Raw genomic sequence first — 17,178 nt, forward strand, 5'->3', positions numbered from 1 at the left:
GTTAGTAATTATCTATTCAAAATCTCTTTAATTTTACTTTTAAGTGTTATATCCTCAATGGCTTCAATTAGATCAAGGGGATAATAGAGTTTGTGATCTGTTCGGCGTTTGCCTGAGATCGCTTCGACGACGTCTGATTCTCTGGACAGCTCGCGGATATCTCCGTTTGGTTTTAATAGGTTGATCGGCAGACGTTCTTCTTTTTCACCTGGACGGTAAAAGTCGTATGGCAGATCTGACGATGAATCGACGACTAAGTAATATTTCGGATTGATGCCTGCTTCTGTAAAGTAACTCGACAGCAGATGACCATCTGTAAATGAGACCATCTCCGTATACTTGAACAGTTTTCGGTCGATGAAACGATGGCATAAATCGCTTAAGATTGAGTCCTCTTCTTCCATCCAATCTTGGAAGTAATAGTGGATCACGCCTTCATCGAGCGAAATGTAATCGTGAAGCGAAACATTACCGTCGAACAGCGTTTTAAAATGAGACAGCTCTCTTTTGAATGTATACCCTGTTTCATACAGTTCCTTCGCTCGGTGCAAAATTTTACTTAAGATCACTTCCGCACTGCGCGTTACAGGATGAAAATATACTTGCCAGTACATTTGGTAGCGACTCATGATATAATCTTCCACCGCGTGCATGCCGCTTGATTTGATGACGACGCCATCTTCAGTCGGGCGCATCACACGCAGGATTCGCTCGATATCGAAATTACCGTAGCTTACCCCTGTAAAATATGCGTCTCGTAACAGGTAATCCATTCTGTCTGCATCAATCTGACTGGAGATCAGACTGACGATTAATTTATCTCTATGTGTTTTCGCGATCACTTCTGCTACTTGCACAGGAAAATCTTCCCCCATCTGCAAAAGCACGCGATGAACTTCTGTATCTCCGAGTATGATGTCTCTACTGAATTCTTCATGATCCACACCAAACACCTTTTCAAATGAATGTGAGAATGGACCGTGTCCTACATCATGTAGAAGGGCCGCGGAAAGAACGAGCAGACGCTTTTCTGGGTCCCACGTTTTCTTTTCTTGAAAAATATCAATGATCCGCCTCGTAATCTCATAAACACCAAGAGAATGGCTAAAACGGCTATGTTCTGCTCCATGAAATGTTAAGTATGTCGTCCCAAGCTGCCGAATTCTTCGCAGTCTTTGAAACTCGCGCGTACCGATCAGACGCCAGATCAGCTCATCACGCACGTGGATGTAACGATGCACTGGGTCTTTAAATACTTTCTCTTCGTGCAACTTTCCTAAGAGTTTAGCCATTGATTTTTTTCCTGCTCCTTCACCTGCATTTATAGGTAAGAATTCTCGTGAAAAAGAAAAATCCCTTCCTTGGTCTGTCTAGCTAAGAAGGTATTTTCTGTATAAGTATCGTGTTGTGACTACTAGAATATACCCTATTGTATCGTGTTCTTAACTTTGAAAACAACCACTATTTTTTTCTATTCACACTCCCTTTTTATCGGTATTCACACCATTTTCTTACCGTTCACATTTGAGTTATACTAGATAAGGCTTATAACGGAAATGATAGATTTTATATAGATTTCAGGAGGAACCCATCATGGATCAAGATCGAAGAATTAGAAACGGACAAGCTTGGAGTAATAGCTCTTATACAGCCTGGGTCAACCGCTTTGGCACACCTGAGAAAGCAGTTTCTCGTATTCTAAAAGATCCGAAACGCAGACTTCAGCCATTAGATCAATATGTTGGTGATGTCTCAGGCAAAAAGATCGTGAACCTCTTAGGTTCGCACGGCAGTAAAGCAGTCGCACTCTCCCTTCTTGGAGCAGAGACGACGGTGATTGATATCTCAGATTCGAATGCAGCGTACGCACGTGAACTGGCTTCAGCCGCTAACGTAGATGTCCGGTACGTGGTAGAAGATATTTTAAATCTGTCAAAATCCGAAATGACAGAGAATTATGATATGGCATTCATGGAAAACGGCATCCTGCATTATTTTGCTGATCTGAACGAATACTTCAGCGTTGTTGCAGGACTTTTGAAAAAGGGAGGAACATTGATTCTACAAGACTTCCACCCTATTTCTACAAAGTTGATCGAATCTCAAGGAAAGAGCCAAGCGGTTAGGAAGCATAAAGTTTCAGGAGATTATTTTAGTGAAGAGCTTGTTACAACAGACGTAGCTTATTCAAAATTTTTACCTGAACTTCAGTACGCGACATCTGAAGAACGCGCATCGTTCCAAGTACAGATCCGCCAATGGACGCTTGGCGAGATCATCACAGCTATCGGATCTGCCGGCCTTTGGATTAAACAGCTCGTTGAAGAACCACACCCAGATGAACTCGACCGCGGCATTCCAAAATCATTCATTATCGTGGCGGAGAAATTGTAATGACCGATCATCTTCTCTCTCAACCTGTCTGGCGGTTGATCGACCAGTCTACACTTGGTCCGTCATTTGATGCACGGCAATCGTTTGCGACAGATGATACACTTTGCACGTCGATCGGAAGTGGTGATTCCCCCGCAACAGCACGAACATGGGTGCATCACGATACGATCGTCCTCGGCATACAAGATACCCGTCTTCCTCACCTGAAGGAAGGTATTGATTTTCTGGAGTCTCGGGGTTATCGCGTAATTGTGAGGAATTCCGGCGGACTTGCTGTTGTGCTTGATAGCGGCGTGTTGAACATCTCACTTATTCTTCCTGAAAAAGAAGGAACGATTGACATCAATCAAGGGTACGACACGATGACTGCACTTGTGGAAGAGCTGCTTGCGCCGTATGATGCAAAGTTTGAAGCATACGAGATTGTCGGCTCTTATTGCCCGGGAAGTTATGACTTGAGTATCGGCGGCAAAAAATTTGCGGGAATTTCACAGCGGCGTATGCGCGGCGGTGTTGCGGTACAGATCTATTTATGTGTAGACGGCAGCGGTTCAGAGCGCGCGTCCGTGATCGGAGAGTTTTATAAGCGTGGTTTGGCTGGTGAAGATACAAAGTTTCAATATCCGGTGATTGAGCCTGATGTGATGGCCAGTTTAGCGGAACTGCTGGGGCACCCGTTAACCGTGACAGATATACACGCTTCATTATTACGAGTGCTTCACAAAAATAGCGAGCTTTTTTACAGCGGTCAGCTCTCGATTGAGGAAAGCGAGCTGCTTCCTGGGAATATTAAGCGAATGTGGGATCGTAATGAGAAGGCACTGTCACTTTAGGGTGATGGTGTCTTTTTGTGGTGTACAGGTAATGAGCTGGAATTTATTTTTATGTGATGAATGGCAATTTTTATGTGATAACACGTAATTTTTATGTCATACCTGCTCTTTTTTATGTGATGTGACTCCATTTTTATGTGATGGTGTATTTTTAGCGGCAGCTCCACCACCATGGCTTCCATTTTCCATACAAAAAAGCCAGCTGCAAAGAGCTGGCTTCAACTAAATTATGAAATTAAAGAGCTTGCATCGCTGTGATCAACGCTAATTTGTATACATCTTCTGCGTTACATCCGCGAGATAGATCGTTTACAGGCATGTTCAAGCCTTGAAGGATCGGTCCGATCGCTTCAAATCCGCCAAGACGTTGAACCATCTTGTATCCGATGTTTCCTGTTTCAAGACTTGGGAAGATAAATACGTTCGCTTCCCCTTTGATCGGTGATTCTGGAGCTTTTTTCGCTGCTACAGATGGAACGAATGCTGCATCGAACTGAAGCTCTCCATCATATGGGAAGTCTGGGTTCATTCCTTTTAAAACTTCTAACGCTTCTACTACTTTTTCCGTCTCAGGAGAAACCGCTGATCCTTTTGTAGAGAAAGAAAGAAGCGCGACTTTCGGGTCGATACCGAAAACACGTGCCGTTTCAGCAGAAACCATAGCAGATTCAGCTAAATCTTGGCTGTTAGGTGAAATGTTGATCGCGCAATCTGCGAACACATACTTTTCATCGCCACGAACCATGATGAACGCACCAGAAGTCTTCTTCACGCCTTCTTTTGTTTTGATGATCTGTAGAGCCGGACGAACGGTGTCAGCTGTAGAATGTGCGGCACCACTCACAAGTCCGTGAGCTTTTCCTGTGTAAACAAGCATCGTTCCAAAATAGTTTTCATCTAATAAGATCTTACGTGCTTGTTCCTCGGTCGTTTTTCCTTTACGGCGTTCAACTAATGCGTCAACCAATGCATCGAACTCACCATATTCAGCTGGGTTTAGCACCTCTACTCCATCTAGTGAGAATCCACCAGCTTGTGCTTTTGCTGTTACGTCAGCAGGATTTCCTATTAAAATCGGTTGAAGAACTTTTTCAGATGCTAGACGACTTGCTGCCTCTAGAATTCTTTCATCCGTTCCTTCAGGAAAAACGATGGTTGGGTTAGCCGACTGAACTTTACTCTTTAAATCTATAAAAAGATCACTCATGATTTAGCCTCCTATTTTTCTATATAAACTGTACATTTTTTGCACTCACTATTAGGGTACTCCTTTTTTCACACCTTTTAAACCTACCCATACAGTTGTAAGCGCTTGATAAAAGAAGTTCTTATATTTAGAATTTTTTTACGTCTATAAAATATATTTTTTGATTATGAATCTTTTTCGTTCAACTATCGTAAAATTGTTTGAAAAATTTTGAGGAGGAATTATACATGTCGTTTGTAAACCGTATGTTAGCTTCTGTAGGAATTGGTTCAGCGAAGGTAGACACCATTTTAGATAAAGATACGTACTCACCTGGTGAGAGCATTACAGGAAAGATTAGAATCGAGGGTGGTAAAGTCGATCAAAACATCGACCACATCACTCTTTATGTCATGACAGAATATTATCGTGAAGTGGACGACAAAAAAGTGAGAGATACTGCAGCGATTGAAAAGACGAATGTAACAAGCTCACTTGTTGTTAAAGCTGGCAGTCAGCAAGAGATTCCGTTCTCTCTTAAACTTCCATATGATGCTCCATTAACACTTGGCCACACGCCGGTATGGATTAAAACAGGGCTTGATATTCAAATGGCTGTAGACCCAACAGATAACGATCAGATTCGCGTACTGCCAGATAGTGAAACGTCTGCCATCTTTGATGCGATCGAACAGCTTGGATTCCGCCTTCGAAAAGCATACTGCGGATCTGCACCGCGTTATATGCGCCGCAGACTTCCGTTTTTACAAGAGTTTGAGTATGTGCCAACATCAGGAGCTTATGCCGGAAAGCTAGATGAGCTAGAAGTGATCATGGTTCCACAAACAGATAGCATCGAGCTATTCTTAGAGATCGATAAGAAAGGTAAAGGATTGTTCGGCATGCTTTCTGAAGCGATGGATATGGATGAGACGAAGGTTCGCCTCACTCTGTCACGCACTGAACTTCGAAATCCTGCTAGTGTTAAGAGCAAGATCGAGCAGTTGCTTCGCCAATACAGCTAATTCCTCCTTTTTGGATTCGTCCCTACTTATGGTATATTTGTAGGGACGTGTTTATATCTAGCAAGGAGTGAATAATTGATGAGTGAAGCAGCGATTACACTAGAAGGCTGGTATTGCCTTCATGATTTCCGGACGATGGACTGGGCCGCTTGGAAAACGCTTTCCGGTGACCAGAGAGAATATGCAATCAATGAATTTTTAACGTTCCTTGAGAAGTGGGAGAACGTAGAAGCTAATAAAGTGGGCAGTCATGCTCTATACAGCATCATGGGGCAAAAAGCTGACTTTATGATGATGCTTCTTCGTCCAACGATGGAAGAGCTGAACGAGATTGAAAACGCCTTTAACAAAACAGCATTCGCGCAATATACAGTAAAAGAATACTCTTACGTTTCTGTTGTCGAGCTAAGTACGTATAATCCGCAAAACGAGAGCGGCGAGATGGATCCGATGATCAAAGCTCGTCTGTTCCCAGAGCTTCCAAAATGGAAACATGTATGTTTCTATCCAATGGACAAGCGGCGTGATGGCGAAGATAACTGGTACATGCTGCCGATGGAAGAGCGCAAGAAGATGATGTACTCTCACGGTATGATCGGCCGCGGATATGCAGGAAAAGTGAAGCAGATCATCACAGGATCCGTTGGTCTAGATGATTGGGAATGGGGCGTAACGCTCTTCTCAAACGACATGCTTCAATTCAAAAAACTCGTATACGAAATGCGCTTTGACGAAGTAAGTGCGCGTTACGGCGAGTTCGGATCTTTCTACGTTGGAAACATCCTTACAAAAGAAGCAGTGCCCGCTTATTTGCAGGTGTAATGATTGAGATGACTCGTTCTTATGTGATGAGTCATCTTTTTTTGTTCTCGACGAATGTCGGAAATCGGATAAATATTTTTATACACGAATTATGTGGCTTAAGTACGGAATTATGAGAGATTACCTCGTATAAAATGAGATTTACCTCGTAATTATATTAAAGTGATCGCCTCAGACGAACACCTCGTTTTAATGTCCTTCCTAAACACACACACCGTAACTCTTCCTTCCTACTTCCTTACATAAGAACTGCTTTCACAACGAGCCAAACACTTCTCCTTGTTTCTTTATTAAACTTTCATAACGTTGTTGGTCTAGTTTCCCAAAACAGCTCATACACATATATCGAATGTTCTGTTTCCCTGCTTGTACACCACGATTAACAACATAGAGGGGGAAGGCAATTGGCAGTCATTAAGGCTACAAATAAGGATATTGACTTGCTGGCACGTCTCATACGTGCGGAAGCTGAGGGTGAAGGTGACCAAGGGATGCTCCTTGTTGGTAATACCGGCGTAAATCGAATTCGCTCCAACTGCCTTGATTTTAAAAATATTCGTACGATGCAGCAGATGGTTTTCCAAAGACCTGGAGGATTTGAAGCCACGATCAAAGGATATTTTTATCAAGGTGCAAGAGAGAATGAAAGAAGATTGGCGAAGAGGGTTATTAATGGTCAGCGCTTCCACCCTGCCAAAAATGCGTTATGGTTTTTCGATCCATCAGGAGCTTGTCCGAAGACTTGGTACAATCAGCCTCACTCGGGAAGCTTCAAGGCACACTGTTTTTATCAGCCAAGACAAAGTGATTGTCCAAATGTGTTTAACACCTTTTAGGGAGGTTTGTTGATGAACAACTTTAATCCGTACGGCCAAGAATATTATCGGGCTCAAAATGGAATGGGTATGATGGGTGGCGGCATGGGAGGAATGGCAGGCATGGGGGTTCCTCAAGATATGGCACAAAGTCAGCAGGCGCCAGGAATGGGTGGAGGCCCTCTGCAAGACATCGGTGCTCCAGGGCAGCTTCCGCTCGAGCAGTCGTATATTGAAAATATTTTAAGGATGAACAAAGGGAAAGTCGCGACAGTCTATATGACTTTTGAGAACAATGAAAAGTGGAACGCTAAGGTATTTAAAGGAATCATCGAAGCTGCTGGCCGTGATCACATTATTCTAAGTGATCCGCAAACAGGTAAACGGTATCTGCTATTAATGGTGTATGTAAACTATGTTACGTTTGATGAAGAGATCAACTATAGCTATCCTTATGGTACGCAACAGCAACAACAGCAAGGTGGCCAAATGGCACAGTACAGCCCTCGTTGATAGATCTTATTCCTGTCTGGTTCAGGCAATTATAAAAATGGCGCCCTCTTTATTTAAGAGAGCGCCTTTTATTATGCTTTTACAACTGCGATGATTAACAGAATCCAACCAACGATAAACGCTACGCCGCCAAGCGGTGTAATCGGACCAAAGAATTTCATCCCTGTCGTTGAGAGAGCATATAGACTTCCTGAGAAAAGCAGTATGCCGATAAAGAACGACCAACCTGCTCCTGTTAATAGCGTTGAAGCTGGGAATTTACCAAGTAAAACACCGACAACTAACAAAGCCAGTGCATGATACATGTGATATTGAACACCAGTCTGGTATACATTTAACATGTTTCTTGCATTTAGTTTAGCTTCGAGTGCATGTGCCCCGAAAGCTCCGAGCATAACCGCAAGCATCGCGTGGATCGCACCTAATATAAGAAAAAGCTTCATCCTTTTCCACTCCTGTTTTTCTTTTATCTTACCATTGAAAAATGACAATACAAAGGTTGCCACAGGATTGTAAAGATTTTGGCGGACGGGTTGTCCATGATAAAAAAGGCGAACGCTAACGTTTTTTCGGTTGACGTTCGCTGTCCAGTAATCGGACGTATTGATCGATCTTACGCTCAAGCTCTTCTTTCTCTACTAATTCAGAGTGAAGTTCTCGAATAATTCCTTCCAAGCTCTGAATACGCCTCTCAAACTGAAAAAGCAAGTAGCCCGCAATGACAATAGGAAAGCCTACATTACCGAGGAGATTAACTAAGTTTAACCACTCACTTGCTCCGACCATTTCCATTCACCCCTCTATTTTTATCGAATAAAACAGAACGTATGTTCGTAAATTTAGTATAATGCGAACGGAGACTATTTACCATCATTCCTTTCTCATATTTTTATTTTGATTCGAAGGACCTATAACAAAAAGAGGTTTAAATAATTGACACAGTGGAATAAAAAAAGTAAGACAGAAAAAATTACATAAGAGGAGGAACAATAAAATGGAACTTCTTATCACAATGATATATACAATTCTTGGTTTAGCTGCTCTAAGTCTAATCGCAACAGTGACTGCCATTTATTTTTCTAATAAAAAGATCAACGAAAAAATTGAAATCGCAAAACGTAGAGATGCAAGAATGGAACACCAGAATACTTATGTTTCGATCTAACAGCGCTGATAATGGTGCTGTTTTTTTTGCACATATATGCCTTATATTGTTGTCCTTGAAAGTAGTTGATTTCCGCTCCAGGTTGCTCGCTTTCCACGGGGCGAACGGTGAGCCTCCTGCCGCTTTGCGCCATCAGGAGTCTCCACCTGACCGCTCGTCCCGTAGGAGTCTCGCACCTTGCGCTTCAATCAACTTGCAGAGAAGAGCCTTGTGAAAATATCATCTCTCGGATTATTGTACAAACTTTCGGAATTAATCTTGATTCTCGCGGGATTATCCCGAAGATTTTCGGTATTCTCTCTCCTGCTACCCCACCACAAGTACTCTCCCCCATACAAACCAACACAAAAAAAGAAAAACCCACTCAAAAAGAGTAGGTTTCCGATAAACTAACATTTAAAAATCAAAAATAGAGTCTCCGTTGCCGTCTTTCTCCTCTTGATCATCATCCTCATAGTCCATGTCAAAATCCATCATAGACTTTTGATGTTTTTTTGGCGGAGGAGCGGTCACTAGGCTTGCTGGTTTTTGAACCGGATAAGAAGGTACCCACCCTTTCACGCCAACAGCTGAATCATCTTCATCCGCTTCTAGCATTAATTCACACAATGTTTGGATGGCTGATACATGTTCGCGCAGTTTTGGGGAGTTCTCATCTAACACTTTCATTTCCGCAACATGCTTTTCTATTTTTTTTGCAAACTGACTGACAGATATATTCATCGGTTTCACCACAATTGTTTTTTTCTTATTCTATCAAACCCGTACACATAAATAAAATGAATGCCAAAAAAGACAGCTCGAACAAGCTGCCTTTTGCTCCAAATTCCGCTCAAGTATATTCATACACTAGCACACGTACGGTGATCCTGCCGCGAGCATGATAGTGAATGCGAAAAATAGCCCTATTTATTTTTTTGCAGCAGACCCCCTTCTCCCCAATATACGAACATCAAATATTTCACTCCACCAACAATAAACTTCCAGTTATGTAATCTACGACGTATCTACCCAACTGAAATTCTGATTATTGAAAGGCACGGCAATTGCAGACATAACTTCCGATTCATTCTTGTTACTCACTTCGCCATACGAAAAGAAGTTCACACCCGTTTCATTCGCCATCATAACTTGTCCTGTTTTCGGCATAGAAACTGACACCATGTAGTTCTTCATAACCGACCCCATTAACAGCAGAACCCAAAGTACATACGTCATAACTTCCATCTTCCCTACCCCTTTCAAATTTTCGTTAATTTGTACCGATCTATTTAAACCCTACTTTACTGGCAAGTATTATTCTTTTATAACCTCCCTTCGACTTACCAATGTATGTGGTGTTAATTGCGATTATACGTACCTTTTTATAAAATGTTTGTCACAATGTGCTTTTGTTTTGAAGTTTCTATCAACAAAAGATTCACTTCAGGTACAAAAAAGAGCAGATTCGGCCCACATTTTTGTATAATAGTGAATATAGAAGTGAATATGTTAGCGAGTTTAAGCTGAATATGATAGAAAAAGACGTATACTTCTAAATCTTTTTATTCATTAATTATTTTCTGTAGAAACAAGGAGGAGAATCATGTCCGTACTTAACGAAATCTTAGCGTTCAATCACCAATTTGTTGAAAACAAAGAATATGAACCTTTCCAAACTACTAAATTTCCTGATAAAGGACTTGTTATCGTATCTTGTATGGATACGCGCCTGACTGAATTGTTGCCGAGTGCGATGAATATCAAGAACGGTGATGTAAAAGTTATTAAATCGGCTGGAGCGGTTATCTCCCATCCATTCGGTTCGATTATGAGAAGTATCCTTGTGGCCATCTATGAACTAAAAGCTGAAGAAGTGATGGTCATCGGTCACTATGACTGTGGAATGAGCAATGTAAACGCAGATGGACTTCTTGCCAAGATGAAAGACCGTGGCATTGAAGAGTCAACGTTTGACACATTAAAATATTCTGGACTCGATTTAAAGAAATGGGTTCAAGGGTTTGAAAGTGTTGAGGATTCAGTGAGAAACAGTGTGAAGCTTGTAAAAAATCACCCGCTACTTCCTGAAGATATTAAAGTACATGGTCTCGTTATCGATCCTGCTACAGGAAGACTCGACCTTGTAGAACGCGGAGAATAGAAATAAAAAAGGCAAAGCGATGCTTACACACGCTTTGCCTTTTTTATTATGGATTGATTTTCGTAATTCGTCCTTCAATTTGTGCGGATACGGTATCACGGTTTTTAAAATAGTTCACGAGCGCTTCTAGGTCCGTAACGCTTACTGTTGGATTCTTACCTTCTAATAAAACCGTATAACCATCACCGCCACCAGCCATAAAATTATTTACGGTAACCGTATACTCTTGTTCTGCTACAATCGGTGTTCCGTCTTTCTTAACCATTGAAACAGTTCGGTCACCAACTGCTTTTGAGAGATCAAATGTAGCTTTCAGACCAGAAATCTGGAGCATCTTCTCTCTGTCCGTTGCCCATTGAGATTCAAAAAGTTCTTTGATCTGTGCCCCAGTTAGCGCCATCGTCACCAGATCGTTGCCAAACGGTTGAACGTTAAAAAGCTCTCCCCATGTCACTTCACCGGGATTGATCACATCACGGATACCACCTGGATTCATAAACGCAAAATCCGTACCTGTTTGTTCTGTCATTGAATCTGCGATCACATTTCCTAACTCGGTCTCACCGTTATAGGCTCCTGTACCTGATAAAAGTTGATCTGTTTTACCAACGACTTCATTGATGATCGGAGCTACTTGGTCTTCTGCTTGTTTAATAATTTTTGTAATGCTAGAGTCCGGTGTTACACCTTTTTGCATAACAGACACGACTTCCGCTTTACTTTTTACGATATCCTTCGTGCGGCGATCAATTTTTAAATCCACATCAGCAAAGGCTGTTCCGTAAGAGAAAGCTTGCACAATTAATTTGTTATCAACTACAGCGTTTACGTTTCTATGATTGTGTGCACCAAACATTACATCCACTTCATCATCTACTTTGTTTGCCATATCCACGAGCTCACCAGATACTTCTCCTGTCGCTGATTGCTCAACAGGGTTATGTGCTAAAACAACGATAGACTTTACGCCTTTTTTCTTAAGAGCTTTTGTTGCTTTGTTGATCGCTTCCGCTTCGTCTATAAACTCAACACCTGCTGTTCCGCTCGGAATGACGATATCTGGTGTATCAGATAAAACCACCCCGATGAAGCCGATGTTTACTCCTTTAACCTTCTTGATCACATAAGAAGGCAGAATATTTTTCTTCGTCTCTTTATCTATCACATTAGCAGCCACATACGGAAAGTCTGCGCCTTCAAAATAACCCGTCGTAGCATGAGTTCCACCATTGATCAAACGCATCATCTCATCTACGCCCTCATCAAACTCATGATTACCTAGTGTTCCTACATCAAATCCCATTTGATTCATGATCTCTACTGTCGGCTCGTCCTGCAGCAATGCAGATGTCGGAGAGCTCGCTCCTACCATATCACCAGCATGTACCAAAAGCGTGTTAGGATTCTCACTTTCTCTTTGTTTTAAGTAGCTTGCTAGATAATCCGCTCGTCCAACAGGCTCCCCTGCCACGTTACGTGTAATATCAATCTGTCCATGAAAGTCATTTACTCCAAGCAGTTGAACATCTAAGTAACGACCCTTATGTGTTTGGATGGCGCTCTCTTCTGCATGTACGCCTGCGCCAATTGGTGTTAATCCTAAAGCAAGTGCTAAAGCTGATAATGTCTTTTTCATTAAACAAACTCCCCTATCACTCATTTTATAAAAAACTCAACAATTAAAAGTATATATTTTGAAATGTAAAATGATAGAGGATTTTCGTAAAAATGGTGTAAAAACGTTATATTCCTATAAAAAAGGAGTTTATGCCTACACAGCTGGATTGCGGAGGCTAATTTAGTACTTTTATCCCGGTATGCATTTGAAAAAGGATGTTTAATCGTAATTGAAATCGTGAATACACACTATAACTTCGTTTAAAGGAGAGGATTGTAAATGGTAAAACCTATCGTACATGAATTTAACTCTCAACAAGAATTGATTGCAGCTGCAAGTGACCTGAAAGCTCGAGGAATTCACGAGGACAACTTATATGTATTATCCCACGAAAAGGATGACACAAAAGATCTCGCTCATGAAGCAGATGTTAATACAATCGGTTTAAAAGAAGAAGGACTCGGCACGGCGCTGAGCAATGTATTTGAGTCCAGAGGTGATGAGCTTCGCAACAAGATGACAGAATTAGGGTTATCTGATGTAGAAGCGGATCAATATGAAAAGAAGCTCGACATGGGTAAAATCTTATTGTTCGTAAAAGAAGAAGATAAAGTAAATACATTGCCATAAGGTGATGAAGAGAGTTGCATGTCCAATCGGGCATGCAGCTTTTTTTGTGTAATTTTAATTTTTCCTCACTCATACTGAAAGTCTGTTTAGCCTTTTTTATTTCCTTCTTTGATATTGATTGTAGTGGAAGGTGCGAGCCTCCTGCGGGACAGGCGGGCAGTCCCAAGAGTGGAAGTGGCTCGTTCAGCCCCGACAAGCAAAAGGTGAATGGGCTAGGAAGGCGCCCTTTGCCTTCTGGACCATTTAACTTTTGACCTCGAGGGGCTAGCCACTGCAACTGGACAGGTGAGACACTTATACGGAACGTACGAATGTGGCTCACCGTCTGCCCCGCGGAAAGCGAGCACCTGCAACGGAAATCAACATCTTTCAAAAGCAGCAATGAGTACGAAAACAGCCTACTAAAATAATTCAGTTAGAGTATTCACACAAAATCCATATTTTTGAAAAAACTTTCTCACGAAGCGTTTCTTTAAAGAAAATAGGGGGAATGAAAAGAAGACGAGGAGGAGTCACTATGAATTTACATAACGGTCAGCTCTATTGGCCTGAAACCTATACAAACACCGGAGAGTACCCGGTTCTAGAAGAAGATATATCGTGTGATGTACTAATTGTTGGTGGAGGCATGGCTGGTGCCCTTTGTGCCCATGTGCTCGGTCAAGAAAAAGAACTAGATGTTGTTTTGATCGATCGAAGGCATCCAGGTGCAGGAAGCTCTTCAGCCAACACAGGGCTTTTGCAATTCTCAAGCGACAAGATGCTGCACGAACTTATTGAGCAGCAAGGTGAACAGGATGCCGTCTATTTCTATCAGCTTTGTTTACAGGCGTTAGAAGATTTAAAGAAGATGACTTCAGGACTTTCAGAAGACCCTGAATTTCGTGAACAAAAAAGCTTGTATTATGCCAGCTCTCCAGAGGACACGTTAAAACTTGAGCGTGAATACGAGGCATTAAAAAAATACGACTTCCCAGTGGAATATCTAGAACCTCAAGAGATTTCTTCACGTTTTCCTTTTTCCAAACCCGCTGCTATCGTTACGAGTGGTGATGCAGATGTGAATCCATACAAATGTGTACAGATTTTGTTAAAGGATGCAGCGGCTTCAGGAGTGAGAATCTTTGAACACACACCTCTTATTCGAAAAACAAAAACCGTTCACGGCTTTACCTGTGAATCTGAAAAAGGCACCATTTCAGCGCGCTATGTTATTTTTGCGACTGGTTATGAGAATGACTTTTTAGCTCAGCAATTAGGAGCAGACCTGAATCGTTCGTACGCGATCGTAACAGAGCCAATCCCATCACTAAAAACGTGGTACGAAGAATGGATGATCTGGGAAACAAAACGACCGTATCTTTACATGAGAACGACTAAAGATGGACGAATCGTTGCCGGCGGACTTGATGAAGACAAAGCAGAAGCGCCGTTAAATGAAGGACTTATTGAAGAGCGCGGCGAACGTATCCTCCAAAAGATCGAAGAACATTTTCCCGATATCGCGCCAAAAATCTCACATTCTTGGTGTGCGACGTTTGGTGAGTCACATGACGGGCTGCCATATATCGGTGAACATCCTAACCGTCTTGGTGAGTACTATTGTTTAGGCTTCGGTGGTAACGGCACTGTCTATAGTATGCTAGGCGCAACCATCATTAAAGATTTAATTACTAAAGGCTTCCACCCCGCATCACGACTATTCACCATCGCACGTGCTGTAAGTTTGTAAAGTATACTCTATTAGTTTAGATACTCGTTTTAATCAAACTGACTATGAAACCTTTTTACGACCAATTTATTTGGTCGTTTTTCTTATGCCTCCACACCTATTTTAGTAGATATTACAAAAGTGCAACCTCAAGTTGACAGAGTGCAACTGCTAAATTATAGAAAACCATACATTGTTTTACTACAATTAAATTAATAAAGGAAAGGAGATCATTCATGACATTTAGTGAAAAACTATTTAAGCTTCGAAAACAAAAAGGCCTCTCACAAGAAGCGCTGGCAGAGCAATTAAATACAACAAGACAAGCGATCAGCAAATGGGAAAACGGACAAGGCTTTCCTGAAACAGAAAAACTATTAATGCTCGGAAACATTTTTGAAGTATCCATTGATTATTTACTGAAAGATACGGTTGAAGAGAGTCGTGAGAATGAAAATGGTTATTATGTTAGCAAAGAGATGGCGGAAGGATACCTCCTATCTCAAAACAAAGTCTCAAAAAATCTTGCACTTGGATTTAGCCTGTTAATCTTTTCATCGATTCCTTACTTCTTATTTAAAGATGAACCGATTACTTTTACCCTATTAACGATTATAGTAGCCGTTCTCGGGATCGGAACCATTACAGCAGGAATCATAAAAGAAGATCGTTACAGCTTACTTAAGAAAGAGATGCTGATTTTTGACCAAAACGCTTTAAAAGATTTAAAAATGAGATACGAAGAGATAAAAAGTAAATATACTGCGGTAATGATGGTCGGAATTTGCTCTATTGTTGGAGGAGCCATCTTCTTTCTAATCATAAAAAAAGAATGGGTGGACGTAGACTTATTAACTCCATACACCCCGATTTTTATTGCCTTGATAGGCATCGGGGCCTACATTTTGGTTCGTACTCTATCCATCATTGATGCTTATCGCATTTTGGTCAAAAATGAGGAGCATGTGAGCACTATTAATAATAGTTTGATGAAAAAAGTGAAGAAGAAAATCAATGATCTATAAATGAAATCAAAGTACCTTAAGTGGAGCTGCTACATCGCTTCCAGCAGAAGTAACCAGGTCCTTGACCACGATCAATCATTGGCAAAAAATAAACCAAACGAAAAGAAACGACCCAAACATTTAAGGGTCGTTTCTTTTGTTTTGTCTTGATTTATGATTGTTACTTTTGCAGTTAAAGCGTTCTTTAAAACATCATTGACAGTTGATTGGAGTGTAAGGTGCGTGCCTACTACATGAGATAATTCTTGCAAGGCATGCGACGAGGAAGCTTACTACGTAGTATTAACTTGTAGACGCAGGAGCAAGAAACCTCTAAAGGTGGGAAGGTGAGACACTTATACGTGGAACGTACGAATGTGGCTCACTGCCTGCCCCGCGGAAGCGAGCATCCTGAAACGGAAATCAACACTTTCAATGTTTTTTAAGAAGCATTCGGTGCAGCAGCAATCTGCTTGCGAATAAACTCGATCGAACTCTTATTAAAGAGCTCTGGCTGGTCAACATTACATACATGTCCGCAATCTTTAATAGTCAAAAGCTTCGAATGCTTCTTCTTATCAATGAACGCCTGAATCGGAGGTAAGAACATATAATCTTCCTCACCCATGATGTAAAGCGTTGGAATCGGAATCTCTTTTTTACGCAGACTTTGCAAGAAAGGGTTGATCTTCAGTGTAAGCTTAAACCATCTCTTGAACTCTTTTTGACAAAGCTTCTTCGCTTCTCCAATAAACAAAGAACGCGAAGCTTCATGTCTCTTTTTCGGCATGATCACCCAAGCAAATAAGCTGTAAAGCCACATGTACGGGATGAACGATTTACAAAGGTTACCCATCGCAATCAAGAACCGCGAGCGGAAATTCATTTTTGTAACCGCGCCGCCTAGAGTCATAGAAGCCACTCGATTAGGATAAAGCTCTGCGATCGTTTGAATAAGAATCGTGCCTAAAGAGATGCCTACAAAATGGGCTTTTTGAATCTTTAGATGATCCATTACTTCAAGCACATCAAGGCTGACTTCTTTAAACGAATATTTTTTTAATAAAAATTTATCGGATTGTGATTTGCCATGACCTCTTAGATCAACAAGCAGAATATTAAAATGTTGTTTGAATTCTCTTAGCTGTTTATACCAAATGGATGAACTGCCCCCAGCTCCATGGACAAAAATCACCCATTGATGATTTTTTTCGTGTGTGTACGTTTTGTAATGAAGCAACAAGTACTCCTCCTAGTGGTTCAAACATTCTGTAAATTTTCCAGCCTTCATTTTAACATAAAAACTTATATTTTGTACC

19 protein-coding genes are annotated in these 17,178 nt (G+C 41.3%); 11 read left to right on the top strand and 8 right to left on the bottom strand.

Features of this window, described 5'->3' with window-relative positions; genetic code table 11:
- Nucleotides 1-8: 8 nt before the first annotated feature.
- The gene (locus ABE65_RS20410; RefSeq protein WP_066399135.1) at nt 9-1,292 is read right to left on the bottom strand and encodes an HD domain-containing protein; all 1,284 of its coding nucleotides are present in this window, start codon (nt 1,290-1,292) and stop codon (nt 9-11) included.
- A 301-nt stretch (nt 1,293-1,593) separates the two neighbouring features.
- Between ABE65_RS20410 and ABE65_RS20415 the strand changes: the two genes are divergently transcribed.
- Nucleotides 1,594-2,394 carry a class I SAM-dependent methyltransferase gene (locus ABE65_RS20415; RefSeq protein WP_066399136.1) on the top strand — a complete coding sequence of 267 codons (801 nt, stop codon included), beginning with the start codon at nt 1,594-1,596 and terminating at the stop codon, nt 2,392-2,394.
- Complete coding sequence (locus tag ABE65_RS20420) at nt 2,394-3,227, top strand: octanoyl-[GcvH]:protein N-octanoyltransferase (RefSeq protein ID WP_066399137.1); 834 nt, start codon at nt 2,394-2,396, stop codon at nt 3,225-3,227. Before ABE65_RS20415 ends, ABE65_RS20420 begins: the two co-directional genes overlap by 1 nt.
- Nucleotides 3,228-3,462: 235 nt before the next feature.
- On the opposite strand, the gene pta is transcribed toward ABE65_RS20420, so the two are convergent.
- Nucleotides 3,463-4,434 (bottom strand): phosphate acetyltransferase, encoded by a 972-nt coding sequence (gene pta / locus ABE65_RS20425; protein ID WP_066399140.1) that lies wholly within the window; start codon nt 4,432-4,434, stop codon nt 3,463-3,465.
- A 227-nt stretch (nt 4,435-4,661) separates the two neighbouring features.
- On the opposite strand from pta, the gene ABE65_RS20430 reads away from it, so the two are divergent.
- The 4 genes from ABE65_RS20430 (at nt 4,662) to gerQ (ending at nt 7,588) form a co-directional block, all read left to right on the top strand.
- On the top strand, nt 4,662-5,438 hold the full coding sequence (locus ABE65_RS20430; protein ID WP_066399143.1) for a sporulation protein: 777 nt from the start codon (nt 4,662-4,664) through the stop codon (nt 5,436-5,438).
- A gap of 78 nt (nt 5,439-5,516) precedes the next feature.
- Entirely contained in the window at nt 5,517-6,260 is a 744-nt protein-coding gene (gene hemQ, locus ABE65_RS20435) for a hydrogen peroxide-dependent heme synthase (protein ID WP_066399147.1), read from the top strand.
- A gap of 404 nt (nt 6,261-6,664) precedes the next feature.
- The gene (locus ABE65_RS20440; RefSeq protein WP_066399150.1) at nt 6,665-7,096 is read left to right on the top strand and encodes a cell wall hydrolase; all 432 of its coding nucleotides are present in this window, start codon (nt 6,665-6,667) and stop codon (nt 7,094-7,096) included.
- Nucleotides 7,097-7,108: 12 nt separating this feature from the next.
- Nucleotides 7,109-7,588, top strand: a complete 480-nt coding sequence (gene gerQ, locus ABE65_RS20445) for a spore coat protein GerQ (protein ID WP_082861533.1) — start codon at nt 7,109-7,111, stop codon at nt 7,586-7,588.
- 71 nt (nt 7,589-7,659) lie between these two features.
- Here the strand turns inward: gerQ and ABE65_RS20450 are convergent, their stop codons facing one another.
- Both ABE65_RS20450 and ABE65_RS22375 read right to left on the bottom strand, forming a co-directional pair.
- A complete protein-coding gene (locus tag ABE65_RS20450) occupies nt 7,660-8,031 on the bottom strand; it encodes a DUF423 domain-containing protein (RefSeq protein ID WP_066399152.1) in 372 nt (123 codons plus the stop codon).
- Nucleotides 8,032-8,146: 115 nt separating this feature from the next.
- Nucleotides 8,147-8,374, bottom strand: coding sequence for a YvrJ family protein (locus ABE65_RS22375; RefSeq protein ID WP_066399153.1), 228 nt, complete (start codon nt 8,372-8,374; stop codon nt 8,147-8,149).
- Nucleotides 8,375-8,582: 208 nt separating this feature from the next.
- On the opposite strand from ABE65_RS22375, the gene ABE65_RS21995 reads away from it, so the two are divergent.
- On the top strand, nt 8,583-8,753 hold the full coding sequence (locus ABE65_RS21995) for a hypothetical protein (protein ID WP_153236725.1): 171 nt from the start codon (nt 8,583-8,585) through the stop codon (nt 8,751-8,753).
- Nucleotides 8,754-9,149: 396 nt separating this feature from the next.
- Here ABE65_RS21995 and ABE65_RS20460 read toward each other — a convergent pair whose 3' ends face one another.
- Nucleotides 9,150-9,476 carry a YwdI family protein gene (locus ABE65_RS20460; RefSeq protein WP_066399156.1) on the bottom strand — a complete coding sequence of 109 codons (327 nt, stop codon included), beginning with the start codon at nt 9,474-9,476 and terminating at the stop codon, nt 9,150-9,152.
- 273 nt (nt 9,477-9,749) lie between these two features.
- On the bottom strand, nt 9,750-9,980 hold the full coding sequence (locus ABE65_RS20465) for a hypothetical protein (RefSeq protein WP_066399160.1): 231 nt from the start codon (nt 9,978-9,980) through the stop codon (nt 9,750-9,752).
- Nucleotides 9,981-10,338: 358 nt separating this feature from the next.
- On the opposite strand from ABE65_RS20465, the gene ABE65_RS20470 reads away from it, so the two are divergent.
- Entirely contained in the window at nt 10,339-10,896 is a 558-nt protein-coding gene (locus tag ABE65_RS20470) for a beta-class carbonic anhydrase (RefSeq protein ID WP_066399162.1), read from the top strand.
- A 46-nt stretch (nt 10,897-10,942) separates the two neighbouring features.
- Here the strand turns inward: ABE65_RS20470 and ABE65_RS20475 are convergent, their stop codons facing one another.
- Nucleotides 10,943-12,532 (bottom strand): bifunctional metallophosphatase/5'-nucleotidase, encoded by a 1,590-nt coding sequence (locus ABE65_RS20475; RefSeq protein ID WP_066399165.1) that lies wholly within the window; start codon nt 12,530-12,532, stop codon nt 10,943-10,945.
- Nucleotides 12,533-12,793: 261 nt separating this feature from the next.
- Between ABE65_RS20475 and ABE65_RS20480 the strand changes: the two genes are divergently transcribed.
- The 3 genes from ABE65_RS20480 to ABE65_RS20490 all read left to right on the top strand — a co-directional run bounded on the left by ABE65_RS20480 (nt 12,794) and on the right by ABE65_RS20490 (nt 15,880).
- A complete protein-coding gene (locus ABE65_RS20480; RefSeq protein ID WP_066399166.1) occupies nt 12,794-13,144 on the top strand; it encodes a YflT domain-containing protein in 351 nt (116 codons plus the stop codon).
- A 517-nt stretch (nt 13,145-13,661) separates the two neighbouring features.
- Nucleotides 13,662-14,876, top strand: coding sequence for an NAD(P)/FAD-dependent oxidoreductase (locus ABE65_RS20485; RefSeq protein WP_066399168.1), 1,215 nt, complete (start codon nt 13,662-13,664; stop codon nt 14,874-14,876).
- Between the two features lie 215 nt (nt 14,877-15,091).
- A complete protein-coding gene (locus ABE65_RS20490) occupies nt 15,092-15,880 on the top strand; it encodes a helix-turn-helix domain-containing protein (protein WP_066399169.1) in 789 nt (262 codons plus the stop codon).
- A 421-nt stretch (nt 15,881-16,301) separates the two neighbouring features.
- Here ABE65_RS20490 and ABE65_RS20495 read toward each other — a convergent pair whose 3' ends face one another.
- Nucleotides 16,302-17,099, bottom strand: a complete 798-nt coding sequence (locus tag ABE65_RS20495; RefSeq protein ID WP_066399171.1) for an alpha/beta fold hydrolase — start codon at nt 17,097-17,099, stop codon at nt 16,302-16,304.
- Between the last annotated feature and the right edge of the window lie 79 nt (nt 17,100-17,178).

It is taken from the genome of Fictibacillus phosphorivorans (genome assembly GCF_001629705.1).
Taxonomy (GTDB): domain Bacteria; phylum Bacillota; class Bacilli; order Bacillales; family Fictibacillaceae; genus Fictibacillus; species Fictibacillus phosphorivorans_A.